The organism is Sinomonas sp. (genome assembly GCF_036848755.1).
Lineage (GTDB): Bacteria > Actinomycetota > Actinomycetes > Actinomycetales > Micrococcaceae > Sinomonas.
Genome location: NZ_DAIUJO010000006.1, coordinates 1 through 24,884, shown reverse-complemented (window position 1 = coordinate 24,884; position 24,884 = coordinate 1). Strand labels below are relative to the sequence as shown.

Sequence of the window (24,884 nt, the reverse complement as noted above, 5' to 3'; positions counted from 1 at the left end):
TGACTCGGCTGCGATGCGGTCCCTACTCTGGGAGAGCGCGGGCCTGTCTTCCGCGCAAAGCCAAGGAGGAACCCACGATGGAAGCAGTCGTCGTCTACGAGTCGAACTTCGGCAACACGCGCCAGATCGCGGAGGCTATCTCCCGTGGCATCGGGGCGGAGAGCCACGCGGTTGAAGCCGAGAAGTTCAATGCCGGACACCTGAAGCCTGGTTCGCTGCTGGTTGTCGGAAGCCCGATCAACGCGTGGCGCCCCCTGCCGGAGGTCGCCGGCTGGCTCAGTGCGCTCGCGCCCGGGTCGCTGGCGGGCATCCGCGCGGCATCGTTCGACACGCGCGTGAAGTCCGTCTTCCACGGAGACGCCGCGAAGAAGATCGCCAAGGGCCTCGAAGCCGCGGGCGCCGAGCAGGCGGCCGAACCGACGTGGTACTACGTGGAGGGCAAGGAAGGGCCGCTGCTCGACGGGGAGCTCGAGAGGGCAGAGCGTTGGGGTGCTGAACTCGCCGCTCAGGCGGTCCGAGAGGCGTGAGGCCAGAGGCGGCTAGCCGAGGTCTACCCAGGACGTTCCGAGGTCGGCGGCGGGAGAGCCCCCGCCCGTGAGCGTCGCGAGGCGTTCCGAGAAACCGGCGGCAGCGACATCGCTGTCCTCGATCGCGAGGCGCAGAATCGCGGCCGTCGGGCCGTACTCAGTCCCCAGAACGGCCACTCCGGACGCCCGGAGGTCGTTTTCGAGCCGGCCTGCCGCGCCGTGCGGCGCCTCGACCGAGAGAAGCCGGAGCCGTTGGCGCCGCACCAGCGGGGCCGAGGCCAGGGCACGTGACACTGACTCGGAGTATGCCCTGACGAGGCCGCCGGCACCGAGCAGGATCCCGCCGAAGTACCTCACGACGACGGCGGCCGTGTCGCTCAGGTCGGCTTCGCCGTCGACCGTGCTGCCTTTGAGAAGGGCCTCGAGCATGGGCACTCCGGCGGTCCCCGAGGGCTCGCCGTCGTCGTTGCTTCGCTGGGTCGAGCGGTCGGGTCCGAGGACGAATGCGCTGCAGTGGTGCCGCGCATCGTGGAATTCGCGCCGTAGCTCCGCGACGAGGGAGCGCGCCTCCTCCTCGGTCTCGGCGCGCCGGAGGACCGTGATGAAACGCGAGCGCCTGATCTCGAGCTCGTGGCGATGCTCGCCCTGGATCGTGCTGTAGCGCAGGGCACGGCTCGCGGTCGACGTCACCGCACCAGTGTAGGGCTCGGCCCTCGCGGGAGCGTGTGCTGTCGGATGGCGGGTAACGGATAGTCTGGTCGGGTGCTGAGGGTCGGGTTGACGGGCGGAATCGCCTCGGGGAAGTCGGAGGTGGCGCGGCGCCTCGTTGAGCTGGGTGCCGTCCTGGTCGACGCCGATCTCATCGCGCGGGAGGTCGTCGAGCCGGGTACCGACGGCCTGGCGGAGATCGTCGCCGCGTTCGGCCCGGGGATGCTCAAGGACGACGGCGGGCTGGACCGGGCCGCGCTCGGCAGCTTGGTCTTTGCGGATCCGCCGCGACGCGAGCTGCTCAACTCGATCATCCACCCGCGAGTTCGCGCCCGGGCAGCGGAGATCGTCGCCGGAGCGCCGGGTGAAGCCGTCGTCGTCCAGGACATCCCGCTCCTCGTCGAGACCGGGCAGGCGGCGGATTTCGACGTCGTCGTGGTGGTCGACGCGCCGGACGAGGTCCGCATCCGCCGGCTGGGGGACCGCAACGGGCTAACCGCCGACGAGTCGCGCGCACGCATCGCGGCCCAGGCCTCGAGGGAGGAACGCCTCAAGGCGGCCGACTACGTGATCGAGAACACCGGCTCGCTTCTCGACTTGCGCGACGCCGTCGACCGGCTCTGGCACGACCTGCTGGCCCCCCGGGCAGGGACCGGCACGGTCTCGGCGACGGAGCCACCCTCTGCGTCCTAGACGCGTCCCACGCAAGTCAGCCGGGGGCGAATGCGGACATGCCCTGTCCGCACCCCGGCGTAGATTTGATGCATGAGTCTTGCCCAGGAGATCAACCGCGTCGTCGCCCCCTTCGAGGTCGTCAGCGAATACCAGCCGGCGGGCGATCAGCCAACGGCCATCGCGGAGATCGCGGAGCGGATCCAGAACGGCGAGAAGGACGTCGTGCTGCTCGGCGCGACTGGCACGGGCAAGAGCGCCACGACCGCCTGGGTGATCGAGAAGCTCCAGCGTCCCACGCTCGTGATGGTTCAGAACAAGACCCTCGCCGCCCAGCTCGCGAATGAATTCCGCGAGCTCCTCCCTCACAACGCCGTCGAATACTTCGTCTCGTACTACGACTACTACCAGCCCGAGGCGTACGTCCCGCAGACGGACACCTACATCGAGAAGGATTCCTCGATCAACGAGGAGGTAGAGCGGCTGCGCCACTCGGCGACGAATTCGCTGCTCACTCGCCGCGACGTCATCGTCGTCGCGACGGTCTCCTGCATCTATGGCCTGGGGACGCCCGAGGAGTACGTCGCCGGAATGGTGACCCTGCGGCAGGGCATGGAGCTCGACCGAGACGCGCTCCTGCGGAAGTTCGTGTCGATGCAGTACGTACGGAACGACATCGACTTCCACCGCGGGACGTTCCGCGTCCGCGGGGACACGGTCGAGATCATCCCGATGTACGAGGAGCTAGCCCTCCGCATCGAGTTCTTCGGGGACGAGGTGGAGAGCATCCACACACTCCACCCTGTGACGGGTGAGGTCATCCGTGATGAACAGGAGATGTACGTCTTTCCCGCCTCCCACTACGTGGCCGGTCCCGAGCGGATGAACCGGGCCATCACCGCCATCGAGGATGAACTCGCCGGCCGGCTCAAGACGCTCGAGTCGCAGAACAAGCTCGTCGAGGCACAGCGCCTCCGCATGCGCACGACATACGACCTCGAGATGATGCAGCAGATGGGATTCTGCTCCGGCATCGAGAACTACTCGCGCCACATCGACGGACGCGAGGCGGGGTCTGCCCCGCACTGCCTCCTCGACTACTTCCCCGAGGACTTCCTGCTGGTCATCGACGAGTCCCACGTCACGGTGCCGCAGATCGGCTCGATGTACGAAGGCGACATGTCGCGGAAGCGGACGCTCGTGGACCACGGCTTCCGTCTGCCCTCCGCGATGGACAACCGGCCCCTCAAGTGGGATGAGTTCCTCGAGCGGATCGGCCAGACCATCTACCTCTCGGCCACCCCGGGCAAGTACGAGCTCAGCAAGTCCGACGGCGTCGTGCAGCAGATCATCCGCCCGACAGGGCTCGTTGACCCACAGGTCGTGGTCAAGCCCACGAAGGGCCAGATCGATGACCTCCTGGGCGAGATCCGCGACCGCGTGGAGCGCGACGAGCGCGTCCTCGTCACAACCCTCACGAAGCGTATGGCCGAGGACCTGACCGACTACCTCATGGGACATGGGGTGAAGGTCCAGTACCTCCACTCCGACGTCGACACGCTGCGGCGCGTCGAATTGCTCCGTGAGCTCCGCCTCGGCGTCTTCGACGTCCTGGTCGGCATCAACCTCCTCCGTGAGGGCCTCGACCTCCCGGAGGTCTCCTTGGTGAGCATCCTCGATGCGGACAAGGAAGGCTTCCTGCGTTCGTCCACGTCGCTGATCCAGACGATCGGACGCGCGGCCCGCAACGTGTCAGGTGAAGTGCACATGTACGCGGACAAGATCACGGACTCGATGGCACGGGCCATCGACGAGACGAACCGGCGCCGCGACATCCAGCTCGCGTTCAACCGCGAGCACGGCATCGATCCGCAGCCCCTTCGCAAGCGGATTGCGGATATCACGGACCAGCTGCTCCGCGAGGACCAGGACACGCGTGCCCTGCTCGAGAGCCAGCGTCTCGCGAAGGGCGGCAAGCGCAAGGGGGCGCCGGCGCCGGCCGACAAGGCTGAGGCGGAGCTGCGGCGCGACCGAGTCGCCGCTGCGCCGGCGGAGGATCTCGTAGGACTCATCGAGCAGCTCACCGAGCAGATGCACGGCGCGGCGGCCGAGCTGCAGTTCGAGCTGGCGGCGCGGCTGCGCGACGAGGTCGCCGATCTCAAGAAGGAGCTGCGGCAGATGCAGGCCGCTGGTCACGCCTGAGCCTGAGTCGTTGCTTCAGGCTCCTCGCACGAGGCCGAGGAGCCGGGCGAAGATGCCCTCGCCGTCGTCGGCAATGCCGTCGTGGTGGAAGTCGGCAGTCTCCCAGACCTTGAGGCCCCGGATTCTGCCCGCGGTCTCGAGCGAGAGCGAGCGGTCCACGTAGATGTCGTCGCGGTAGACGGCTGCGGCCACTGGGACCTCGTTCTCGGCGAGCCGGGCCGGGTCGTAGAGCTCGCCCCAGTCGGGTTTCTCTGCGAGGAGCGCAGCCGTCTCGGCAAGGGGAACGAGGGCTGGATCCTGCTCGAAGAGCCACGGGCAGACCATCTCGCCGAGAAGGAGAGGCTCCGCCGCGTGCGGCTGGAACTCGGGGTACTCGTCAAGGATCCGCCACGCCGCCCAGCCGGTGGATTCGCCTTGCCCATAGATCGACTCGTGCATGACGGCGTAGAGCGGGTTGGGCGCACGCGTGACGATCCCGTGCACCTGGAGGAGGAAGGCGTCCGTGAGGCGTCGTCCCTCGACCGATCGTGTGAAGGCGTCCTCGAGGAGGTAGTGGAGGGTGTCGACGCGGGTGTTCCCGCCGAGGAGGTTCCCCACGAGCTGGAAGCGTTCCGGCGTGAGCCGGCTCCCGTCGGGGAGGCGCTCGCACACCGTCCGCAGGTGGTCCGCGATCTCCGCGACGCGCCCGCAATCGTCCGGATACCAGGAGAAGTATTGGGCGTTCCGGGCGGCGAGGCGGGGGTACGTCGCGCGGTAGACCCGCTCGGCCGGTCCGTCGAGCGGCGCGAGGCCGCCCGTGATCAGAGCCTCCTTGACCCCTTGTGGGGCAAGGGAGAGATAGGTGAGCGTGCAGAAGCCACCGTAGCTCTGGCCATAGACCGTCCACGGACCCGAACCCAGAGCGCGCCGGATCGCCTCGCAGTCGAGGACAATCGAGTCGGCCCGGAAGTGCACGAGGTACTCGGCCTGGTCTCTCGGCTTGCCCCGGAGCGGGAGGGTGAGGCGGTCGGCCGGGGCCGAGAGCCCCGTGCCGCGCTGATCCAGCATGAGGATGCGGAAGTCTTTCGCTGCCTCCTTCATCCAGCCGGAGAGGGACGTGACCCGGACTCCGCGTCCCCCCGGACCGCCTTGGAGGAATACGAGCCATGGAAGGCGATCGGTCGATTCGGCCGGATGGGCGGCAGAGACGTATTCGCGGGCGAAGATCTCTATGTGCTCGCCTTCAGGGTCCCCGTGGTCGAGTGGGACCTCGAAGACGTGCTCCGTGGAACGGAGGCCCCGGAAAGCGTGCTGGCCGAGGACGCGGTGCCGCGCCAGACCTTCTCGGCTCATGCAGGGGTTCCGAATTCCGTGAGGCTGCGGCCTGTGAGCCTGAAGGTGTCCCACTCGTCCAGCGGGTGGGCTCCGATGCTTCGGTAGAAGCCGATCGAGGGCTCGTTCCAGGTGAGGACGCTCCATTCCATCCGCGCATAGCCCCGCTCGACGGCGGTGCGGGCGAGCTCCTGGAGCAGGGCCTTCCCATAGCCCCGTCCCCGCGCTTCGGGGCGCACGTACAGGTCCTCAAGGTAGATCCCGTGAGTGCCTTCCCACGTCGAGTAGTTGAGGAACCAGAGGGCGAAGCCTGCGATCCGGGAAGGTCCCGCGGCGTCGTCCTCTTCGACGACGTGCGCGAAGATCGCCGGATTATCGCCGAAGAGCTGCTCGGTCAGGACTGGCACCGTATTCTTCACGGCGTCCGGCTCGCGTTCGTAGGCAGCGAGGTCGCCGATCAGCTCGAGGATGACCGGAACGTCGTCAGGGGTAGCGCGCCGGAGGCGCGCGGCTTCGGGTGGGTGGGGAGAATCAGCGCGCCGGAGGCGCGCGGCTTCGGGTGGATACGCCATGTTCCCCAACCTATCCGCCGAGCCGTCCGATCTGGGTCACTCGGATGACGGCGGAACCCGCCTCGTCGCTGGCCTCTAGGTCGACGTCCGCCGAGAAGCCCCAGTCGTGGTTGCCAGCCGGGTCGTCGAAGATCTGCCGGACGTGCCACACCCGGGGCTGCTCGTCGATGATGAGCAGCTGCGGGCCCCGCGCATCCGGTCCCGTCCCGATGTCGTCGTGCTCGTCGAAGTACGCATCGAGCGCGTCCTCCCAGGCGTCGGCGCCGAAACCGGGCGCGCCGTCGACGGCGGAATCGCGGTCGAGCTCGGCGAGGCCGGCAGAGTCCTCGTCGGCGAACAGCTCTACGCGCCGGAACAGCTCGTTGCGCACCATGACCCGGAATGCGCGCCGGTTCGAGGTGAGGGCAGGAGGCGGGGGAGGAGGCACGTCGTGGGGGTGCAGTTCGTGCCCGCTCGTGAGCTCCTCCCACTCGTCGAGAAGGCTCGAGTCGACTTGGCGCACGAGTTCGCCGAGCCATGCGACGAGGTCCTCGAGGTCTTCTCGGAGGGAATCCTGCGGCACCGTCTGGCTCAGCGCCTTGTAGGCGTCGGTCAGGTAGCGAAGCACGATCCCTTCACTGCGTGCGAGCGAGTAGAACTGGACGAACTCGCCGAAGTCCATGGCCCGCTCGTACATGTCCCGCACGACCGACTTGGGCGCGAGCTCGAAATCACCGACCCAGGGCGCGTGCTTCCGGTACTCCTCGAAAGCTGCCTCGAGGAGCTCCTTGAGCGGTTCGGGGTACGTGACGGTGTCGAGGACCGCCATGCGCTCGCTGTACTCGACACCTTCGGCCTTCATCGCGGCCACCGCGTCTGCACGCGCCCGCTTGAGCTGCGCCGAGAGGATCTGCCGGGGCTTCTCGAGCGTCGCCTCGATGACTGAGACGACGTCGAGGGCGTACGGCGGCGATTCGGGGTCGAGCAGATCGAGGGCGGCAAGCGCGAACGGCGAGAGCGGCTGGTTGAGGGCAAAGTTCTCCTGGAGATCGACGGTGAGGCGCAGGGTCCGTCCCGTCGCGAGATCGTCGGCGCTCAACTCGTTCTCGGGGATCCGCTCGACGACGCCCGCGGCGAGGAGTTCCCGGAGGATCCCGAGGGCCCGTCGCATGAGCCGTAGCTGGATGACGCGGGGCTCGTGGTTCTCCTCGAGGAGGCGACGTGCGGCCACCACAGGGTTCCCGGGGCGTGCCACGAGATTGAGCAGCATCGCGTGCGTGACTGTGAAGCTCGAGCTGAGTGGCTCGGGCGATGCCTCGACGAGCCGTTCGAACGTCGGGTGCCCCCACGAGACAAAGCCCTCCGGCGGCTTCTTCTTGACCACCTGCCGCAGCTTGCGGGCGTCGTCGCCGAACTTCGCGCGGGCCTTCTCGAGCGCGCGGTTGTTCTCGACGACGTGTTCAGGAGCTTGGACGACGACGGTTCCGGCCGTGTCGAACCCGGCGCGGCCAGCACGTCCCGCGATCTGGTGGAACTCGCGGGCGTTCAGATGCCGAGTGCGTTGGCCGTCGAACTTGCTGAGTGCGGTCAGGAGCACGGTGCGGATCGGGACGTTGATCCCCACCCCCAGCGTGTCGGTCCCGCAGATGACCTTGAGAAGCCCTGCCTGGGCGAGCTGCTCGACCAGCCGCCGGTACTTGGGCAGCATCCCGGCGTGGTGCACCCCGATGCCGTGCCGGACAAGGCGGTTGAGCGTCTTCCCGAACCCGGCCGCGAAGCGGAAGTGGGCAATGAGCTCGGCGATGCGGTCCTTCTCCTCGCGCGTGCACACGTTGACGCTCATGAGCTGCTGGGCCCGTTCGATCGCCTCGAGCTGGCTGAAGTGCACCACGTAGACCGGCGCCTGCTTTGTCGCGAGCAGCTCCTCGAGCGTCTCGTGGACCGGTTTCTCCTCGTAGTAGTAATGCAGGGGTATGGGCCGCTCGGCGCCGGCGACCGTCGTCGTCGTCCGCCCAGTGCGCTCGGTGAGCTCGCGCTCGAACCGGCTCACGTCGCCGAGGGTCGCGCTCATGAGCAGGAACTGCGCCTGCGGGAGCTCGAGGATCGGAACCTGCCACGCCCACCCTCGCTGCGGGTCAGAGTAGAAGTGGAACTCGTCCATGACAACCGGTCCGAGCTCCGCTGCCGCTCCCTCGCGCAAGGCATGGTTCGCGAGGATCTCCGCGGTGCAGCAGATGATGGGGGCCTGGCCGTTGACTGACGAGTCGCCGGTGACCATGCCGACGTTCTCGGCCCCGAAGATCTCGCACAGCGCGAAGAACTTCTCCGAGACGAGGGCCTTGATCGGCGCGGTGTAATAGCTGCGCTGGCCCGTCGCGAGGCCATAGAAGTGGGCAGCGATCGCGACAAGTGACTTGCCGGAGCCCGTCGGCGTCGCGAGGATCACGTTGTTCCCCTGCACGAGTTCCATGACGGCCTCGTCCTGAGCCGGGTAGAGCGAGAGGCCTCGGCCTTCCGCCCATGCGACAAATCGCTCGTAGACGGCGTCGGGCAGCGCCTCCGGGAGGATGCTGGCATCATCGGCGCGGCCGACGTCGGGGAGGAGCTGGTCAAGTCTCATGGCGCCTCCAGCCTATCCGCACTAGCGTTGGAGCCATGAGCGCTTCGCCCACATGGGATCCGGCCCTCTACGTCCGCTTCGGCGACCACCGGGGGCGCCCCTTCTTCGACCTCACCTCGCGGGTAGGGGCCGATGCGCCGCTGCACGTCGTCGACCTCGGCTGCGGGCCCGGGACGCTCACGGCCGCGCTCGCAGACCGCTGGCCCGACGCCGTCGTCGAGGGGATCGACAGCTCGCCGGAGATGATTGCTGCGGCCGAACGCACGACGCCGGGGCGGCCGGGTCTGAGCTTCCGGCTCGGGGACATCGTCGCCTGGGCCCCCGACGACGACGTCGACGTCGTCGTTTCGAATGCCGTGCTGCAGTGGGTGCCGGGCCATCAGGCGCTCATGGGAAGGTGGCTCGAGCAGCTTGCGGCGGGCGCGTGGCTCGCGGTGCAGGTTCCCGGGAACTTCGGGGCGCCGTCCCACATGCTGCTGCGTGAGCTCGCCCAGTCCTCGCAGTGGGAGCGCCGCCTGCGCGGCGTCCTGCGCCACACCGACGCGGTGGGGGAGCCCCCGGACTATCTCGACCTCATGCGCGCCGCGGGGTGGGAGGCCGATGTCTGGGAGACGACCTACTGCCAGGTGCTCCTGGGGGAGGACCCCGTGCTCAACTGGGTCCGAGGCACCGCCCTCCGCCCCGTCCTGGACGCGCTGAGCCCCGAAGAAGGAGCCCAGTTCGAGGAGCAGTACAACCAGCTGCTCCTCGACGCGTATCCTGCCCGCGAGTACGGGACGGTCTACCCCTTCCGACGACTCTTCTGCGTCGGGAGGAAGCCGTCCGCGGCGGGCATCTTCTAGCGGCAGCTGCTCGCCGCCCTGCGCGCCGCGGGATGCCGCCCTCTACCAGCCGCGTGCCCGCCACACGTCGAGCTGAGGGCGTTCCGTTCCGAGAGTCGTGGGGAGGCCATGGCCGGGGAGCACGACCGCCTCGTCCGGATAGACGTCGAAGAGCCGCTCGACGACGTCGCCGAAGAGCAGCGCGAAGCGGTCGGGGTCCTGTTGGGTGTTGCCGACCCCACCCGGGAACAGCGAATCGCCGGAGAAGATGAGGTACGGCGCCGCGCCGTCCTTCAGGACGTACGCGATGGAGCCGGGCGTGTGGCCCCGCAGGTGCACCGCGCTCAGGTCGAAACCACCGAAGTGCTCCACATCGCCGTGGTCGAGGACGACGTCGACCGGAACGGGGATGCCGGAAACGTCCTGCCGTCCCGCCGCAGTGCGGGCGCCCGTTTCAGCAACGAGTCCCTCAAGGGCCCGGACATGGTCCCAGTGCTGATGCGTCGTCGCGATGAGCGCGAGCCGGGCCGGCTGGGCCGTGTCCTGTGCACCCTCCTCGAGGAGCTGCCGGAGAGCGGGGAGGTCGTCGGCCGCGTCGATGAGCACCTGCTGCCCCGATTCCTTCGCCGTGATGAGGTACACATTGTTGTCCATGTCGCCCACCGAGACGCTCCGGACGGTGACGTGGTCGAGGTCGTGGATGAGGCTCGTCATTGCGCCAGTCTAGGCGGGCTCGGCACCGTGTGGACGCGGCCCATGCGCCTTACTCTGGTGGTCATGGAAGAAGCGGACTTTCCAGGTGCATGGCGCCCGGACCAGGACCATGCAACGCCCCTTTTCGAGCAGCTGCGTCGGCGGGTTGCCGACCTCGTCGCCGACGGCTCGCTCCCCGCGGGGCGACGTCTTCCGCCGGTCCGCTCCCTCGCCGCGGACTTGGGCCTTGCCCCGCACACCGTCGCGAGGGCGTACCGCGAGCTCGAGGAAGCCAAGGTCGTCGTGACGCGCGGCCGCGCCGGGACCGTCGTCGCGCCGCGCGACGAACGCGAGGAGGAACTGACGACGGCGGCCTCGGCCTTCGCGTCCACGGCGAGTGCGCGGGGCTGCAGCTTCGAAGAGGCTGCGAAGCTGCTCGAGCAGGCCTATTCGCGTCTCTGATGTCCGTGCTGGCGGCTGGGCGGGACGAGCACTGCGGAAGGCTGTCCGCCCTGAGCGGAGCGGTTGGAAGTTCGAAGACGTCTTCGACTACCATAATCGGGTGCAAACTCCCCCCTCTCTGTCCTCCCTGTCCGAGGAACTGTCTGCCGACGCGTCTGACGCCGTGTCCGAGGGCGTCCTCCGCGACGCGCGCGAGGACATGCCGGCGCGCGCCCTGTCTCTCGGAGGGGGACAGGACGTGACCGAGAGGCAGGTGAGCTCGCTCCGGGCCGACCTGTCGCGCCTCGTGGTGAAGGGCGCGCGCGAGCACAACCTGCGCAACATCGACCTCGACCTCCCGCGCGACGCGATGATCGTCTTCACCGGGCTCTCCGGTTCGGGAAAGTCCTCGCTCGCGTTCGACACGATCTTCGCCGAGGGCCAGCGGCGTTACGTCGAGTCGCTTTCGGCGTACGCACGCCAGTTCCTGGGGCAGGTGGACAAGCCGGACGTCGACTTCATCGAGGGGCTCTCGCCGGCGGTCTCGATCGACCAGAAGTCGACGAGCAAGAACCCGCGCTCGACCGTGGGCACGATCACCGAGATCTACGACTACATGCGCCTCCTGTGGGCCCGCGTCGGCCGTCCGCATTGCCCGATCTGCCACGAGCCGGTCACCCGCCAGACCCCCCAGCAGATCGTGGATCAGCTTCTCGACCTGCCGGACGGCACACGGTTCCAAGTGCTCGCGCCCGTCGTGCGTGGCCGCAAGGGCGAATTCGTCGACCTCTTCAAGGATCTTGCGGCCAAGGGCTACGCCCGCGCTCGTGTTGACGGCGAGCTCGTACAGCTTGCCGAGCCGCCCAAGCTCGGCAAGCAGTTCAAGCACACGATCGAGGTCGTCGTCGACCGCCTCGTCGTCAAGGAGGGGATCCGCCAGCGTCTCGCCGATTCGGTCGAGACGGCTCTGGGGCTAGCAGAGGGTCGAGTCCTCGCGGACTTCGTCGATCTGGCGCCCGACGACGATCACCGTCTCCGCGCGTTCTCTGAGCACCTCGCATGCCCGAACGAGCACCCGCTGGCGATCGACGAGATCGAACCTCGCTCGTTCTCCTTCAACAACCCCTTCGGCGCCTGCCCCGCGTGCACCGGCATCGGCACCAAACTGGAGGTGGACGAGGACCTTGTCGTCCCCGACCCGGAGCTGAGCCTCTCAGAGGGAGCGATTGCCCCCTGGTCTCTGGGCCAGGCCACGCAGGAGTACTGGACGCGACTGCTCGAGGGCCTCTCCGATGAGCTCGGCTTCTCGATGAGCACCCCGTGGCACAGCCTTCCGCAGTATGCCCGCGACGCCGTCCTGCACGGCAAGGACCACAAGGTCGTCGTGCAGTACCGGAACCGGTTCGGCCGCGAGCGCAAGTACAGCACGGGATTCGAAGGTGCCGTCTCGTACATCCAGCGCAAGCACTCCGAGACGGAGTCCGACTCTGCCCGGGACAGGTATGCCGAGTACATGCGGGAGATCCCCTGCCCGGAGTGCGGGGGAGCGCGCCTGAATCCCGCCTCCCTCTCGGTCCTCGTGGGCGGGAAGTCCATCGCTGCCGTGTCCGCCCTGCCGTTGCGGGAGGCGAGCGAATTCCTCGGGACGCTCGAGCTGAGCAATCGGGAACGGCAGATCGCGCACCAGGTCCTCAAGGAGATCGACGCGCGCCTTACGTTCCTCCTCGACGTGGGTCTCGAGTACCTCAACCTCGAGCGCGCCGCCGGAACCCTCTCAGGGGGCGAAGCGCAGCGCATCCGTCTCGCGACCCAGATCGGCTCGGGGCTCGTCGGAGTCCTCTACGTGCTCGACGAACCCAGCATCGGCCTGCACCAGCGCGACAATCGGCGCCTCATCGAAACGCTCACCCGCCTCCGGGACCTCGGGAATACCCTCATCGTGGTGGAGCACGACGAGGACACGATCCACGAGGCCGATTGGATCGTGGACATCGGGCCGGGCGCAGGCGAGCATGGCGGCAAGGTGGTCCACTCCGGTCCCCTCGCCGAACTTCTCGAGAACCGCGAGTCGCTCACGGGCGATTACCTTTCGGGGCGCCGAGTCATCGAGCTCCCGAAGAAGCGCCGACCTGTCGACCGCAAGCGGCAGCTCAAGGTCATCGGGGCGCGAGAGCACAACCTGCAGAATGTCGACGTGACGTTCCCGCTCGGCGTCCTCACCGCCGTCACCGGCGTGAGCGGCTCCGGGAAGTCGACCCTGGTGAATGAAATCCTGTACAAGGTGCTCGCCAACCGCCTGAACGGCGCGAAGCAGGTCGCCGGGCGGCACACGCGCATCGAGGGCCTCGAACACCTCGACAAGGTCATCCACGTCGACCAGAGTCCGATCGGCCGGACCCCGCGCTCGAACCCGGCAACCTACACTGGCGTGTTCGATCACATTCGCCGGCTCTTCGCGGAGACGACGGAGGCGAAGGTGCGCGGGTACCAGCCCGGCAGGTTCTCGTTCAACGTCAAGGGCGGCCGCTGTGAGGCCTGCTCGGGCGACGGCACCATCAAGATCGAGATGAACTTCCTTCCGGACGTGTACGTTCCGTGCGAGGTGTGCCATGGGGCCCGCTACAACCGGGAGACGCTCGAGGTCCACTACAAGGGCAAGACGATCGCGGACGTGCTCGACATGCCGATCGACGAGGCCGCCGAATTCTTCTCGGCGTTCGCCCCGATCGCGCGGCATCTCACCACGCTCGTCGACGTCGGCCTCGGGTACGTCCGGCTCGGACAGCCGGCAACGACGCTGTCGGGCGGCGAGGCGCAGCGCGTGAAGCTCGCCTCCGAGCTGCAGCGCCGTTCGAATGGGCGCAGCGTCTACGTGCTCGACGAACCGACGACGGGCCTCCACTTCGAGGACATCCGCAAGCTGCTGCTCGTCCTTCAGGGGCTCGTGGAGAAGGGCAACACCGTGATCACGATCGAGCACAATCTCGACGTCATCAAGAGCGCGGACTGGATCATCGACCTGGGCCCCGACGGCGGCTCAGGTGGGGGACAGGTGATCGCCACGGGGATTCCCGAGGACGTGGCGAAGATCGAGCAGAGCTACACGGGCCGATTCCTGGCGGAGATCTTCGACAGGAGCGTCAGGTGAACTCGGTGGGGCGTTGCCATGAACGTCTCGGCATGCGCTGACGCGTCGCGCCCCCACCAATATTCCTTTGCGAGTATACGAGTTTCGGCTACTGACTCGCATATGGGACACTTGCCCGGTGACTGACGCCCCCGCCCTCGTGATCTTCGATCTGGACGGCACCCTCGTCGATCCCGCCGGGAGCATCACAGGCGGCATCGCGGCAGCCCTCGAGATCCACGGCTTGCCGGTCCCGGATCAGTCTGCCCTCGACTCGATGGTCGGACCGCCGCTCATCGAATCGCTGCGCCGCTTCGCGTCGGTGCCGGAGGGCGTGATGACGCTGGTCGTCCAGTCCTATCGGGAGCGCTACATCTCAGAGGGCATGGCCAAGAGCCGTCCCTATCCAGGGATCCCCGAACTGCTGGGCCGACTCCGTTCGCGTGGATACCATCTGGCCGTCGCCACGCAGAAGCCGGAAGGCCTCGCGAAGAGGCTCCTCAGGCTGCAGGGCCTCGACGCGTATTTCCACAGCATCCACGGCGCGCCCGACGACGAGACGCTCCCGCCCCTTCCGGACGGCAAGGTGAGCATCGTCGCCGCCGCCCTCGAAGTGAATCACGCGTCGCGGGACCGCGCCGTCATGGTCGGGGACCGTCGGCACGACGCTGCCGGCGCTGAGGGCAACGGCATCGCCTGCATCGGCGTCGCGTGGGGCTTCGCCGAGCCCGGCGAGCTCGAGGCGCAGAACCTGGCCGCCTATGCGTCCGACGCCCGCGAGGCGGGCGACGCCGTCGAACGCCTCATTCCGCTCGGTGCGCCGTCCGCCTCTGCCGCTCGGGCCGCGGCAGGGATCGAAGCGGGAGCCAGCCAGTGCCGCTGATGTATCAGGCCACCCGCACGAGCATCCGCGCCCTCATTGCGACGTTGTGCAGGCCTACGCTGACCGGTTTCGAGAACGTGCCCGAGGAGGGGCCGTTCATTGTGGCCTCGAATCATCTCTCCTTCTTGGATTCGGTCATCATCCAGGCCCTCATGCCACGGCGGGTCGGCTTCTTCGCGAAGGCCGAGTACTTCACGGGCAAGGGTGTGAAGGGCAAGATCATGAAGTCGTTCTTCGAGGGTGTGGGCTCCATTCCCGTGGAACGGGGGGAGCAGGCCGCGAGCGTGGCGGCGCTCAAGACGCTTCTCGATGTGCTCGAACGGGGCGAAGGAGTGGGAATCTATCCCGAGGGGACCCGCTCCCGCGATGGCCTCCTGTACCGGGGGCGCACCGGCGTCGGGTGGCTCACGCTGACGACAGGGGCTCCCGTGGTCCCCGTTGGGCTCGCCGACACGGACCGCCTCCAGCCGGCCGGGACGAGTGCCGTCAAGCCTCAGCACTTCAGCATGCGGGTCGGTGAGCCGCTCTACTTCGACAAGCTCGGGCCCGACCACTCGCTCCCCGTGCGGCGCGAGGCAACGGACCGCATCATGGACGCCATCGCAGCACTGAGCGGTCAGGCGCGCGCGAGCGGGTACAACAAGCCGCCCGCGCAGGAGTAGCGAGAGGCCCCCTGCACAGGAGTAGCGCGCCCGCTCAGGAGTGACGCGGCCACCCCTCCGCCCTTACTAAACTGGAGCAGTGGCAGATCCAGCTAGCTACCGGCCGAAGACCGGTGAGATCCCGAACGATCCGGGCGTCTACCGGTTCCGGGATCCGCATGGCCGGGTTATCTACGTGGGAAAGGCGAAGAACCTCCGCCAGCGGTTGACCTCGTACTTCGCCAACCCGCTCACGCTCCTCCCCAAGACGTACGCCATGGTGCACGCGGCCGCGAGCGTCGAGTGGACCGTGGTCGGGAGCGAGCTCGAGGCGCTCCAGCTCGAGTACACGTGGATCAAGGAATTTTCCCCTCGGTACAACCTCGCCTTCCGCGATGACAAGACGTATCCGTACCTTGCGGTGACGATGGGCGAGAAGTACCCCCGGGTACAGGTCATGCGGGGCGATCGGCGGAAGGGCACGCGGTACTTCGGCCCGTACACGGCGGGGGCGATCCGCGAGACGATGGACACCCTCCTCAAGGTCTTCCCCGTGCGCAGCTGCAGCGCAGGGGTCTTCAAGCGCGCCGCGCAGAGCGGGCGCCCGTGCCTCCTCGGGTACATCGACAAGTGCTCCGCCCCCTGCGTCGGCCGTGTGACCGCCGAGGAGCACCGGGCCCTTGCCGAGGACTTCTGCGCCTTCATGGGAGGGGAAGCGAAGCGCTTCATCTCCCAGCTCGAGAAGAGGATGGCCGCCGCAGTGGCGGAACTCGACTACGAGGCGGCGGCCTCGCTCCGCGACGACATCATCGCCATGCGCAAGGTCTTCGAGCGCAATGCCGTCGTACTCTCCGAGGACACCGACGCAGATGTCTTCGCCGTCGAAGAAGACGAGCTCGAAGCAGCCGTCCAGGTCTTCCACGTGCGCGGGGGGCGGATCCGCGGGCAGCGCGGGTGGGTCGTCGAGAAGGTCGAGGAGACCACAGGCGGGGCCCTCGTGGAGCACCTCCTGCAGCAGGTGTACGGCGCCCAGGCCGAGACGGACACGAGGATTCCGCGCGAGGTGCTCGTTCCCGTCCTGCCCGACGACGCCGAACAGCTCACCGTCTGGCTCTCGCGGCTCCGAGGCGCGAAGGTGGATCTGCGCGTGCCGCGCCGCGGCGACAAGGCCGCGCTCGCGAAGACCGTGCACGAGAACGCTGTTCAGGCGCTCAAGCTCCACAAGGTGCGTCGGGCCGGCGACATCACGACGCGTTCCCTCGCACTCCAGGAGCTGCAGGAGGCGCTCGAACTTCCCGAGCCGCCCCTGCGCATCGAGAGCTTCGACATCTCGCACGTGCAGGGCACGAACGTCGTCGGCTCGATGGTCGTCGTCGAGGACGGACTCGTGAAGAAGTCCGAATACCGGAAGTTCTCCGTCACGGGGGACGCTGCCCGAGACGACACGACCGCGATGCACGACGTGCTCACGCGCCGCTTCCGGAGCTACCTCGCGGACAAAGAGCTCCCCGTGGAGGAGCGGGGCAAGTTCGCGTACCCGCCCAACCTCGTGGTGGTCGACGGCGGCCAGCCGCAGGTCGCGGCCGCCATGAAGGCCCTCGCCGAGCTGGGTATCGGCGAGGACGAGGTCCGGGTCGTCGGCCTCGCGAAGCGGCTCGAAGAGGTATGGCTCCCCGAAGGGGACTTCCCGGTGATCCTCCCGCGCGCCTCGCAGGGGCTGTACCTGCTCCAGCGGATCCGCGACGAGGCGCACCGGTTCGCCATCACCTTCCACCGCCAGAAGCGTGGGAAGGCCATGACCGCGTCGCTTCTCGACGATGTTCCCGGCCTCGGCCCGGCACGCAAGAAAGCGCTCCTGACGCACTTCGGCTCGGTCAAGAAGCTTCGGGCCGCCAGCCCGGACGAGCTCGCGGGCGTGGCCGGCGTCGGGCCCTCCCTCGCAGCGTCGGTGTACGCGGCGTTCCACGGATCTGGGGCGGAGGAGCCCGCCCCCGCGGTCAACTACGCGACCGGCGAAATCCTGGAGTCTTAGCTAGGCTGGGCGTCATGACCCAGACCAGCGCGGCGGACCCGCACGAGCCCACTGAGCTGACTCCCGTCAAACCCCATGGCGGAGAGCTGCTCATCGTCACGGGTATGTCCGGTGCAGGGCGCAGCACCGCTGCGAACGCGCTCGAGGACCACGGGTGGTACGTTGTCGAGAATCTTCCGCCGCAGCTGCTCGGGACGCTGTCCGAACTCGTCGCACACGCGTCGGACCGCATCCCCAAGCTCGCCGTCGTCATGGATGTCCGGAGCAAGGCCCTGTTCGCGGACATCCGCGAGGCGCTCCATGCCCTCGATTCGCGCGGCGTCGAATACCGCGTGCTCTTCCTCGACGCCACGGACGACGTGCTGATCCGTCGCTTCGAGCAGGGCCGTCGCCCCCACCCGCTTCAGGGGGGAGGCGGGATCCTCGACGGGATCACGGCCGAGCGCCAGATCCTCGCGGAGTTGCGCGAGCAGTCCACCCTCGTCCTCGATACGTCCGAGTACAACGTGCACGGCCTCGCCACCGCCATCACGGAGCTCTTCTCCGAGAAGGGCCCGGTGACGCTGCGGATCAACGTCATGAGCTTCGGGTTCAAGTACGGGCTCCCGGCCGATGCCAACTACGTCGCGGACGTCCGCTTCCTGCCCAATCCCCACTGGATCCCTCAGCTCCGGCCCCACACCGGGCTCGACCCGGACGTCCGCGACTACGTCCTTGTCGCCAACGGTGCCGAGGAGTTTGTGACGCGGTATGTCCACGCCCTCGAGCCCGTCCTCCGGGGATACCGCAAGGAGAACAAGCACTACGCGACCATCGCGGTCGGCTGCACCGGGGGAAAGCATCGCTCCGTCGCGATCGTCGAGGAGCTCGCCAAGCGGCTCTCGCAGCAGCCCCGGGTCACGGTGACGACCTCGCACCGCGACCTCGGGCGCGAGTGATGAGCATGTTCACCGGCCAGCTTCCCCTGATCCCGCCCGGATCGGGGACCTCGGGCGGGGTCCCCAAGGGCCCCTCCGTGGTGGCCTTGGGCGGCGGTCACGGCCTCTCGGCGTCGCTGTCTGCGCTCCGCCTCCTCACGGCGAACCTCACCGCCGTCGTCACGGTTGCCGACGACGGCGGGTCCTCCGGCCGCCTTCGCAAGGACTTCGGCGTCATCCCTCCGGGGGACCTGCGCATGGCGCTCGCCGCGCTCTGCGACGACACGGACTGGGGACGGACGTGGCGTGACGTCATGCAGCACCGCTTCCGGTCGCCCGCGGGAACGAGCGGCCTCGAGAACCACGCGATGGGCAACCTGCTCATCATGACGCTCTGCGAGCTCCTGGGCGACGTCGTGGACGGCCTGCGATGGGCCGGGGCGCTCCTCGGCGCCCGTGGCCAAGTCCTGCCGATGTCGCAGGTCCCGCTCATGATCGAGGGGACGGTCGCCTCTGCCGACGGCACTCCGGGCGAGCTCATCCGAGGCCAGGCCGCGTGCGCGATTGCCGGGCGGCTCGAGGGTGTGCGGCTTCTGCCCGAGGACGCGCCGGCGTGCCCGGAGGCGCTGAGCGCCATCGAGTTCGCCGACTGGGTGGTCCTCGGCCCCGGCTCGTGGTACACCTCGGTGCTGCCCCACCTTCTCCTGCCGGAACTGCGGCAGGCCCTCTCCGACACTCCCGCGCGTCGATGCCTCGCGATGAACCTCACGACGGACACGCGCGAGACGAGCGGGATGTCTGGCGCGGACCACCTGCGCGTGATCCAGCGCGCGGCCCCCGAATTCACGATCGACGCCGTCATCGCGCAGGCCGGTTCGGTCGGGGATCCGGCCGAGTTCGAACGGGCCGCTGCAGAGCTCGGCGCAGAGGTCCACTTCGGTAGAGTGGGTGCTTCGGGCCACCGGGCGGTACACGATCCGCTCCGACTTGCGGCGGCCTATCACGAGGTGTTCTCCGGCGGCGCCGCATGACGTCCGGACGAGAAATGAGGAGTGTGGGGATGGCATCGCAATCTGCGGCGGGTCAGCGCGGGAAGGCGGCGGCATGGCTCTGACACAGAGTGTCAAGGAAGAGCTCTCGCACCTCGCGGTGAAGAAGTCGTCGGAGCGCAAGGCAGAGGTCTCGGCCATGCTGCGATTCGCCGGCGGCCTTCACATCATCTCCGGCCGCATCGTCATCGAGGCCGAGGTCGACCTCGCGTCGACAGCCCGCCGTCTGAAGACCGCGATCGCCGAGGTCTACGGACACGCCGCCGAGATCATCGTCGTCTCGGGTGGCGGCCTGCGGCGGGGGAGCCGCTACGTCATCCGCGTCGTCCGCGAGGGCGAAGCGCTCGCGCGCCAGACTGGGCTTCTCGACAACCGGGGCCGACCCGTGCGCGGGCTGCCCTCCGCCGTCGTCAACGGCTCGGCCGCCGACGCGGAGGCCGTCTGGCGTGGCGCGTTCCTCGCTCACGGCTCGCTGACCGAGCCAGGCCGATCCTCTTCGCTCGAGGTCACGTGCCCGGGACCGGAGGCGGCCCTTGCGCTCGTCGGTGCGGCGCGCAGACTCGGCATCGCTGCCAAGGCCCGTGAAGTGCGCGGGGTGGACCGCGTCGTCGTGCGGGACGGCGATACCATCGCGGCGCTTCTGACCCGGATGGGGGCACACGATGCCCTCATGGCGTGGGAGGAGCGCCGGATGCGCAAGGAGGTGCGCGCCACCGCGAATCGGCTCGCAAATTTCGACGACGCCAACCTGCGGCGCTCGGCCCAGGCCGCCGTCGCAGCAGGGGCGCGGGTCGAACGCGCGCTCGAGATCCTCGGCGACGACGTCCCCGACCATCTCCGTTACGCGGGCGAGCTGCGGGTGGCGCACAAGCAGGCGAGCCTCGACGAGCTGGGCCGCCTCGCGGACCCGCCCCTGACGAAGGATGCGATTGCCGGCCGAATTCGCCGCCTCCTCGCCATGGCGGACAAGAAAGCGGTGGAAACCGGCATTCCGGGTACTGAAGCGAACGTTACGCCAGACATGCTCGACGGCTGACCGCCGGAGGGCGTTCCGCATAGGATCGGGCCATCTGCATAGGATGGAGCCGTCACCAGCTCGCCGCGCGGCATACGGCGCGGCGGGAAACCGACCGATGGAGGATGTTGTGACCTACGTACTGCCTGAGCTTCCGTACGACTACGCGGCCCTCGAGCCGCATATCTCGGCACGGATCATGGAACTCCACCACGACAAGCACCACGCCAGCTACGTGGCCGGCGCGAACACGGCGCTGGAGAAGCTCGCCGAGGCCCGGGAGGCCGGCAGCTTCGCCGACGTCACGCGCCTCAGCAAGGACCTGGCGTTCCATCTCGGCGGACACACCAACCACTCGATCTTCTGGAAGAACCTCTCCCCGGAGGGCGGCGACAAGCCGGAGGGCGAGCTCGCCGCGGCCATCGACGACGCGTTCGGCTCCTTCGACAAGTTCGTGGCGCACTTCAGCGCCGCGGCCACGAGCCTGCAGGGGTCCGGCTGGGCGATCCTCGCCTTCGAGCCCCTCGGCGGGAACATCGTCATCGAGCAGCTCTACGACCAGCAGGGCAACATCCCGGTCGGGACGATCCCGCTGCTCATGCTGGACATGTGGGAGCACGCCTTCTACCTCGACTACGTGAACGTGAAGGCCGACTATGTCAAGGCGTTCTGGAACATCGTGAACTGGGCGGACGTCGCGCAGCGCTTCGAAGCCGCCCGCTCGGGCGCGAAGAGCCTCGTCACCCCGGTCTGAGGCAGACCATGCGCGGGTGAACCTGGTCTCGCCGAGCTGAGATTTCTGTCACATTTCGGAGAATTCACCCGCCACCCCCGGAAAGAGGGCCCGTCTGTTCACGGACGGGCCCTTTTTCCGTAGGATGGGGTCCGGAAAGGCCGTCAGCCTTTCAGCCATGACAATGGAGACTCGGGCTGCAGGCCTTTCCTTGTGCAAATTCTCTGCCCAATGATGTGCGAGACCGTTCAGACAGTCCGAGCAGTCACCTAGGTGGGATGCTCGGCTGAGCATCAAGGAGAGCAACCAGAGTGACTACCCGCATCGGCATCAACGGCTTCGGCCGGATCGGCCGCAACTTCTTCCGCGCGGCGCTCGCGCAGGGAGCCGATCTCGAGATCGTGGCCGTCAATGACCTCACGAGCCCCGAGACTCTGGCCCACCTGCTCAAGTACGACTCGATCACCGGGCGCCTGGCCGAGAAGGTCGAGGCCCGGGACGGCAACATCGTCGTGGGCGGCAAGGAGATCAAGGTCCTCGCGGAGCGCGACCCTGCGAACCTGCCGTGGAGCGACCTCGGGGTCGACGTCGTCATCGAGTCCACGGGCTTCTTCACGAAGGCCGCAGACGCCAAGAAGCACCTCGCCGCGGGCGCCCGGAAGGTCATCATCTCGGCCCCGGCCACCGACGAGGACGTCACGATCGTCATGGGGGTCAACGACGAGGTCTACGACCCGGAGAACCACAACATCATCTCCAACGCGTCGTGCACGACGAACTGCCTCGGCCCGCTCGCCAAGGCGATCAACGACGCGTTCGGCATCGAGCGTGGCCTCATGACGACGGTCCACGCCTACACCGCCGATCAGAACCTCCAGGACGGCCCGCACCGCGACCTGCGCCGTGCGCGCGCCGCCGCGATCAACATGGTCCCCACCTCGACTGGCGCTGCGAAGGCGATCGGTCTGGTCCTCCCCGAGCTCAAGGGCAAGCTCGACGGCTACGCGATCCGCGTCCCGGTCCCCACCGGCTCGGCCACGGACCTCACCGTCACGGTCTCCCGCGAGGTGACGAAGGACGAGGTCAACGCGGCCGTCAAGGCTGCCTCCGAGTCCGGCCCCCTCGCCGGCTACCTCTCGTACACCGAGGACCCGATCGTCTCCTCGGACATCGTGAGCGATCCCGCCTCGTCGATCTTCGACGCGGGCCTCACGAAGGTCATCGGGAACCAGGTCAAGGTCGTCTCCTGGTACGACAACGAGTGGGGCTACTCGAACCGCCTCGTCGATCTCACGGAGCTCGTCGCGTCCAAGCTCTGAGAGCGCCGTAACGTTCTCGGAACTCGGATAGCCTGAGTCCATGACTGCACACACTCTCGACGAGCTGCTCGCCGATGGTGTCCGTGGGCGGCACGTTCTGGTCCGGTCGGACCTGAACGTGCCGCTCGACGGTTCCACCGTGACCGACGACGGCCGTGTCCGCGCGTCCCTCCCCGTCATCTCGAAGCTGGCAGAGGCCGGCGCACGGGTCATTGTCATGGCCCATCTCGGCCGCCCGAAGGGGATGCCGGAAGAGAAGTACTCGCTGCGTCCCGCCGTCGACCGCCTCGCGGAACTCGCGTCGTTCCCGGTGCGGCTCGCGGACGACGTCGTCGGCCCGAGCGCCCGCGAGCTCTCGGCGGAGCTCGGCGACGGCGAGGTCCTCGTCCTCGAAAACGTCCGCTTCGACGCGCGCGAGACCAGCAAGATCGATGCCGAGCGCGAAGATCTCGCCCGCGAACTGGCTGCCCTCACCGGTGCCGACGACGCCCCTCGGGGAGCGTACGTCGACGACGCGTTCGGTGCCGTGCACCGCAAGCACGCGAGCGTCTACGACATCGCGTCGATCCTGCCCTCCTACCTGGGCGAGCTCGTACGAGCCGAGGTCGAGGTGCTCAAGCGCCTCACCGAGGGAGCCGAGAGGCCCTACGTCGTGGTCCTCGGCGGATCGAAGGTCTCCGACAAGCTCGCGGTGATCGACAACCTCATCGGCAAGGCCGACCGGCTGCTGGTCGGGGGCGGCATGCTGTTCACGTTCCTTGCGGCGCAGGGCCATAAGGTCGGCTCGAGCCTGCTCGAGCGGGACCAGATCCCCACGGTCCAGGCGTACCTCGAGCGGGCGACGGCGGCGGGCACCGAATTCGTGCTGCCGACCGACGTCGTCGTCGCCTCGAAGTTCGCGGCCGACGCGGAGCACGAGGTCGCCTCAGCCGATGCGATCGAGGAGACGGGCTTCGGCGAGGCTGGGATCGGCCTTGACATCGGCCCGGACACCGCGGCGGCGTTCGCGAAGGAGATCGCGGGCGCGAAGACGGTGTTCTGGAACGGCCCCATGGGCGTCTTCGAGTTCCCGGCGTTCGCGGCGGGCACGAAGGCCGTCGCGCAGGCCCTCGCCGACGCGACAGCGGCGGGCGCGCTCACCGTCGTCGGGGGCGGTGACTCGGCTGCGGCCGTGCGCACCCTCGGCTTCGCCGACTCCCAGTTCGGGCATATCTCGACTGGCGGCGGCGCAAGCCTCGAATACCTCGAGGGCAAGGAGCTGCCGGGCCTCACCGCCCTCGGCGCCTGACGTCCCCCCAGTACGCCGGGCGCGCCCATCCTTGGTGGGGCGCGCCTGGCGTTCTCTTCGCTTGCAGACCACCCACAGGAGACACCGTGACCACTTCCTCGAACGGCTCGTTCGACCGCATCCCCCTCATCGCAGGCAACTGGAAGATGAACATGGACCACGTCCAAGCCATCACCCTCCTGCAGAAGCTGGCCTGGACCCTCGAGGACAAGCGCCACGACTTCGGCAGGGTCGAGGTTGCCGTCTTCCCGCCCTTCACGGATCTCCGGGGTGTGCAGACCCTCGTGCAGGGGGACGACCTCAAGGTCGTCTATGGCGGCCAGGACCTCTCGCCGTTCGATTCGGGTGCCTACACCGGGGACATCAGCGGAGCCTTCCTCGCCAAGCTGGGGTGCACCTACGCCCTGGTCGGCCACAGCGAGCGGCGGACGCTGCACGGCGAGACCGACGAGGAGCTCAACGCCAAGACGAAGGCCGCGTACCGACACGGCCTTGTCCCCGTGCTGTGTGTGGGCGAGGGCCTGGAGATTCGCCAGGCGGGCCACCACGTCGAGCACACCCTCGCGCAGCTTCGCGCCGACGTCGAAGGGCTGACCGTCGAGCAGGCGTCGTCGCTCGTCGTCGCGTACGAGCCCGTGTGGGCGATCGGCACGGGCGAGGTGGCTGGGCCAGAGGACGCCCAGGAGATGTGTGCAGCGATCCGCGCTGAGCTCTCCTCGATCTTCGGCGACGACGCTGCCCGGGGCGCCCGGCTCCTCTACGGCGGCTCGGTCAAGGCAGCCAACGCGGCTGCGATCCTCGGCCAGCCGGACGTGGACGGCGTCCTCGTGGGCGGCGCGAGCCTCGACCCAGCCGAGTTTGCTAGCATTGTCAGGTTCGAGAGCCACGCGGGCGCTTAGCGTTCTTCGTCCTGTTCAGCCCGCACCACCACTCGAGGAAGGCCACGAGGCACCACCGTGCAAGTACTCCAGATCATCCTGCAGATCCTGCTCGGCATCACGAGCCTGCTGCTGACCCTGCTCATCCTCATGCACAAGGGCCGTGGCGGCGGACTGTCGGATATGTTCGGCGGTGGAATGTCGTCGGGCCTCTCGTCGTCTGGGGTCGCGGAGCGGAACCTCAACCGCTTCACGATCATCCTCGGCATCACGTGGGGCGTCGTGATCGTCGCTCTGGGACTCATCATGCGCTTTTCCGGGACCAGCAGCTCCTGACGGGTTGACGGTCGCCCGGGCAACCGAAGGGGCGGGAACAGCGAAAGCTGTTTCCCCCCCTTTGTGGTTGTCGAACGGACGACGGCGGCCGGGGCCCTAGGCGGAGGCTGGCTCCTTGCG

The 24,884-nt window shown here is 68.1% G+C and carries 22 protein-coding genes; 17 read left to right on the top strand and 5 right to left on the bottom strand.

Annotated features, from left to right (window positions below):
• Positions 1-77 precede the first annotated feature (77 nt).
• Positions 78-527, top strand: coding sequence for a flavodoxin family protein (locus tag V7053_RS01710; RefSeq protein WP_334170533.1), 450 nt, complete (start codon positions 78-80; stop codon positions 525-527).
• Between the two features lie 12 nt (positions 528-539).
• Here V7053_RS01710 and V7053_RS01705 read toward each other — a convergent pair whose 3' ends face one another.
• Positions 540-1,217 carry an IMPACT family protein gene (locus V7053_RS01705; RefSeq protein ID WP_334170532.1) on the bottom strand — a complete coding sequence of 226 codons (678 nt, stop codon included), beginning with the start codon at positions 1,215-1,217 and terminating at the stop codon, positions 540-542.
• A gap of 72 nt (positions 1,218-1,289) precedes the next feature.
• On the opposite strand from V7053_RS01705, the gene coaE reads away from it, so the two are divergent.
• Together coaE and uvrB are read left to right on the top strand one after the other, a co-directional pair.
• The gene (gene coaE / locus V7053_RS01700) at positions 1,290-1,928 is read left to right on the top strand and encodes a dephospho-CoA kinase (protein WP_334170531.1); all 639 of its coding nucleotides are present in this window, start codon (positions 1,290-1,292) and stop codon (positions 1,926-1,928) included.
• A gap of 72 nt (positions 1,929-2,000) precedes the next feature.
• Entirely contained in the window at positions 2,001-4,109 is a 2,109-nt protein-coding gene (uvrB, locus tag V7053_RS01695; RefSeq protein ID WP_334170530.1) for an excinuclease ABC subunit UvrB, read from the top strand.
• A 15-nt stretch (positions 4,110-4,124) separates the two neighbouring features.
• Here uvrB and V7053_RS01690 read toward each other — a convergent pair whose 3' ends face one another.
• From V7053_RS01690 to V7053_RS01680, 3 genes are read right to left on the bottom strand one after another with little or no spacing between them, the layout of a single operon-like run.
• Positions 4,125-5,441, bottom strand: coding sequence for an alpha/beta fold hydrolase (locus V7053_RS01690; RefSeq protein WP_334170529.1), 1,317 nt, complete (start codon positions 5,439-5,441; stop codon positions 4,125-4,127).
• A complete protein-coding gene (locus tag V7053_RS01685; protein WP_334170528.1) occupies positions 5,438-5,992 on the bottom strand; it encodes a GNAT family N-acetyltransferase in 555 nt (184 codons plus the stop codon). The genes V7053_RS01690 and V7053_RS01685 overlap by 4 nt, the downstream gene beginning before the upstream one ends.
• 10 nt (positions 5,993-6,002) lie before the next feature.
• Positions 6,003-8,591 (bottom strand): DEAD/DEAH box helicase, encoded by a 2,589-nt coding sequence (locus V7053_RS01680; protein ID WP_334170527.1) that lies wholly within the window; start codon positions 8,589-8,591, stop codon positions 6,003-6,005.
• Positions 8,592-8,626: 35 nt separating this feature from the next.
• Here V7053_RS01680 and V7053_RS01675 point away from each other — a divergent pair, with 35 nt between their 5' ends.
• Positions 8,627-9,433 carry a trans-aconitate 2-methyltransferase gene (locus V7053_RS01675; protein ID WP_334170526.1) on the top strand — a complete coding sequence of 269 codons (807 nt, stop codon included), beginning with the start codon at positions 8,627-8,629 and terminating at the stop codon, positions 9,431-9,433.
• 42 nt (positions 9,434-9,475) lie between these two features.
• On the opposite strand, the gene V7053_RS01670 is transcribed toward V7053_RS01675, so the two are convergent.
• Positions 9,476-10,126 carry an MBL fold metallo-hydrolase gene (locus V7053_RS01670; protein WP_334170525.1) on the bottom strand — a complete coding sequence of 217 codons (651 nt, stop codon included), beginning with the start codon at positions 10,124-10,126 and terminating at the stop codon, positions 9,476-9,478.
• 63 nt (positions 10,127-10,189) lie between these two features.
• Between V7053_RS01670 and V7053_RS01665 the strand changes: the two genes are divergently transcribed.
• The 13 genes from V7053_RS01665 (at position 10,190) to secG (ending at position 24,764) form a co-directional block, all read left to right on the top strand.
• Entirely contained in the window at positions 10,190-10,567 is a 378-nt protein-coding gene (locus V7053_RS01665; protein ID WP_334170524.1) for a GntR family transcriptional regulator, read from the top strand.
• Positions 10,568-10,766: 199 nt separating this feature from the next.
• A complete protein-coding gene (gene uvrA, locus V7053_RS01660) occupies positions 10,767-13,694 on the top strand; it encodes an excinuclease ABC subunit UvrA (RefSeq protein ID WP_334170560.1) in 2,928 nt (975 codons plus the stop codon).
• Positions 13,695-13,812: 118 nt separating this feature from the next.
• Complete coding sequence (locus V7053_RS01655) at positions 13,813-14,556, top strand: HAD hydrolase-like protein (protein WP_334170523.1); 744 nt, start codon at positions 13,813-13,815, stop codon at positions 14,554-14,556.
• Positions 14,556-15,218 carry a lysophospholipid acyltransferase family protein gene (locus V7053_RS01650; protein WP_334170522.1) on the top strand — a complete coding sequence of 221 codons (663 nt, stop codon included), beginning with the start codon at positions 14,556-14,558 and terminating at the stop codon, positions 15,216-15,218. Before V7053_RS01655 ends, V7053_RS01650 begins: the two co-directional genes overlap by 1 nt.
• Positions 15,219-15,297: 79 nt before the next feature.
• Positions 15,298-17,229 (top strand): excinuclease ABC subunit UvrC, encoded by a 1,932-nt coding sequence (uvrC, locus tag V7053_RS01645; RefSeq protein ID WP_334170521.1) that lies wholly within the window; start codon positions 15,298-15,300, stop codon positions 17,227-17,229.
• A gap of 14 nt (positions 17,230-17,243) precedes the next feature.
• Positions 17,244-18,167: an RNase adapter RapZ gene (rapZ, locus tag V7053_RS01640; RefSeq protein ID WP_334170520.1), complete on the top strand. Its 924-nt coding sequence runs from the start codon at positions 17,244-17,246 to the stop codon at positions 18,165-18,167.
• Complete coding sequence (locus V7053_RS01635) at positions 18,167-19,177, top strand: gluconeogenesis factor YvcK family protein (RefSeq protein WP_334170519.1); 1,011 nt, start codon at positions 18,167-18,169, stop codon at positions 19,175-19,177. Before rapZ ends, V7053_RS01635 begins: the two co-directional genes overlap by 1 nt.
• Before the next feature lie 73 nt (positions 19,178-19,250).
• Positions 19,251-20,231 (top strand): DNA-binding protein WhiA, encoded by a 981-nt coding sequence (gene whiA / locus V7053_RS01630; protein WP_241053998.1) that lies wholly within the window; start codon positions 19,251-19,253, stop codon positions 20,229-20,231.
• A 97-nt stretch (positions 20,232-20,328) separates the two neighbouring features.
• Positions 20,329-20,964, top strand: coding sequence for a superoxide dismutase (locus tag V7053_RS01625; protein WP_334170518.1), 636 nt, complete (start codon positions 20,329-20,331; stop codon positions 20,962-20,964).
• Between the two features lie 290 nt (positions 20,965-21,254).
• On the top strand, positions 21,255-22,262 hold the full coding sequence (gap, locus tag V7053_RS01620; RefSeq protein ID WP_334170517.1) for a type I glyceraldehyde-3-phosphate dehydrogenase: 1,008 nt from the start codon (positions 21,255-21,257) through the stop codon (positions 22,260-22,262).
• Positions 22,263-22,302: 40 nt separating this feature from the next.
• On the top strand, positions 22,303-23,550 hold the full coding sequence (locus tag V7053_RS01615) for a phosphoglycerate kinase (protein WP_334170516.1): 1,248 nt from the start codon (positions 22,303-22,305) through the stop codon (positions 23,548-23,550).
• A gap of 86 nt (positions 23,551-23,636) precedes the next feature.
• Entirely contained in the window at positions 23,637-24,449 is an 813-nt protein-coding gene (tpiA, locus tag V7053_RS01610; protein ID WP_334170515.1) for a triose-phosphate isomerase, read from the top strand.
• A gap of 57 nt (positions 24,450-24,506) precedes the next feature.
• The gene (gene secG, locus V7053_RS01605) at positions 24,507-24,764 is read left to right on the top strand and encodes a preprotein translocase subunit SecG (RefSeq protein WP_334170514.1); all 258 of its coding nucleotides are present in this window, start codon (positions 24,507-24,509) and stop codon (positions 24,762-24,764) included.
• Positions 24,765-24,884 lie beyond the last annotated feature (120 nt).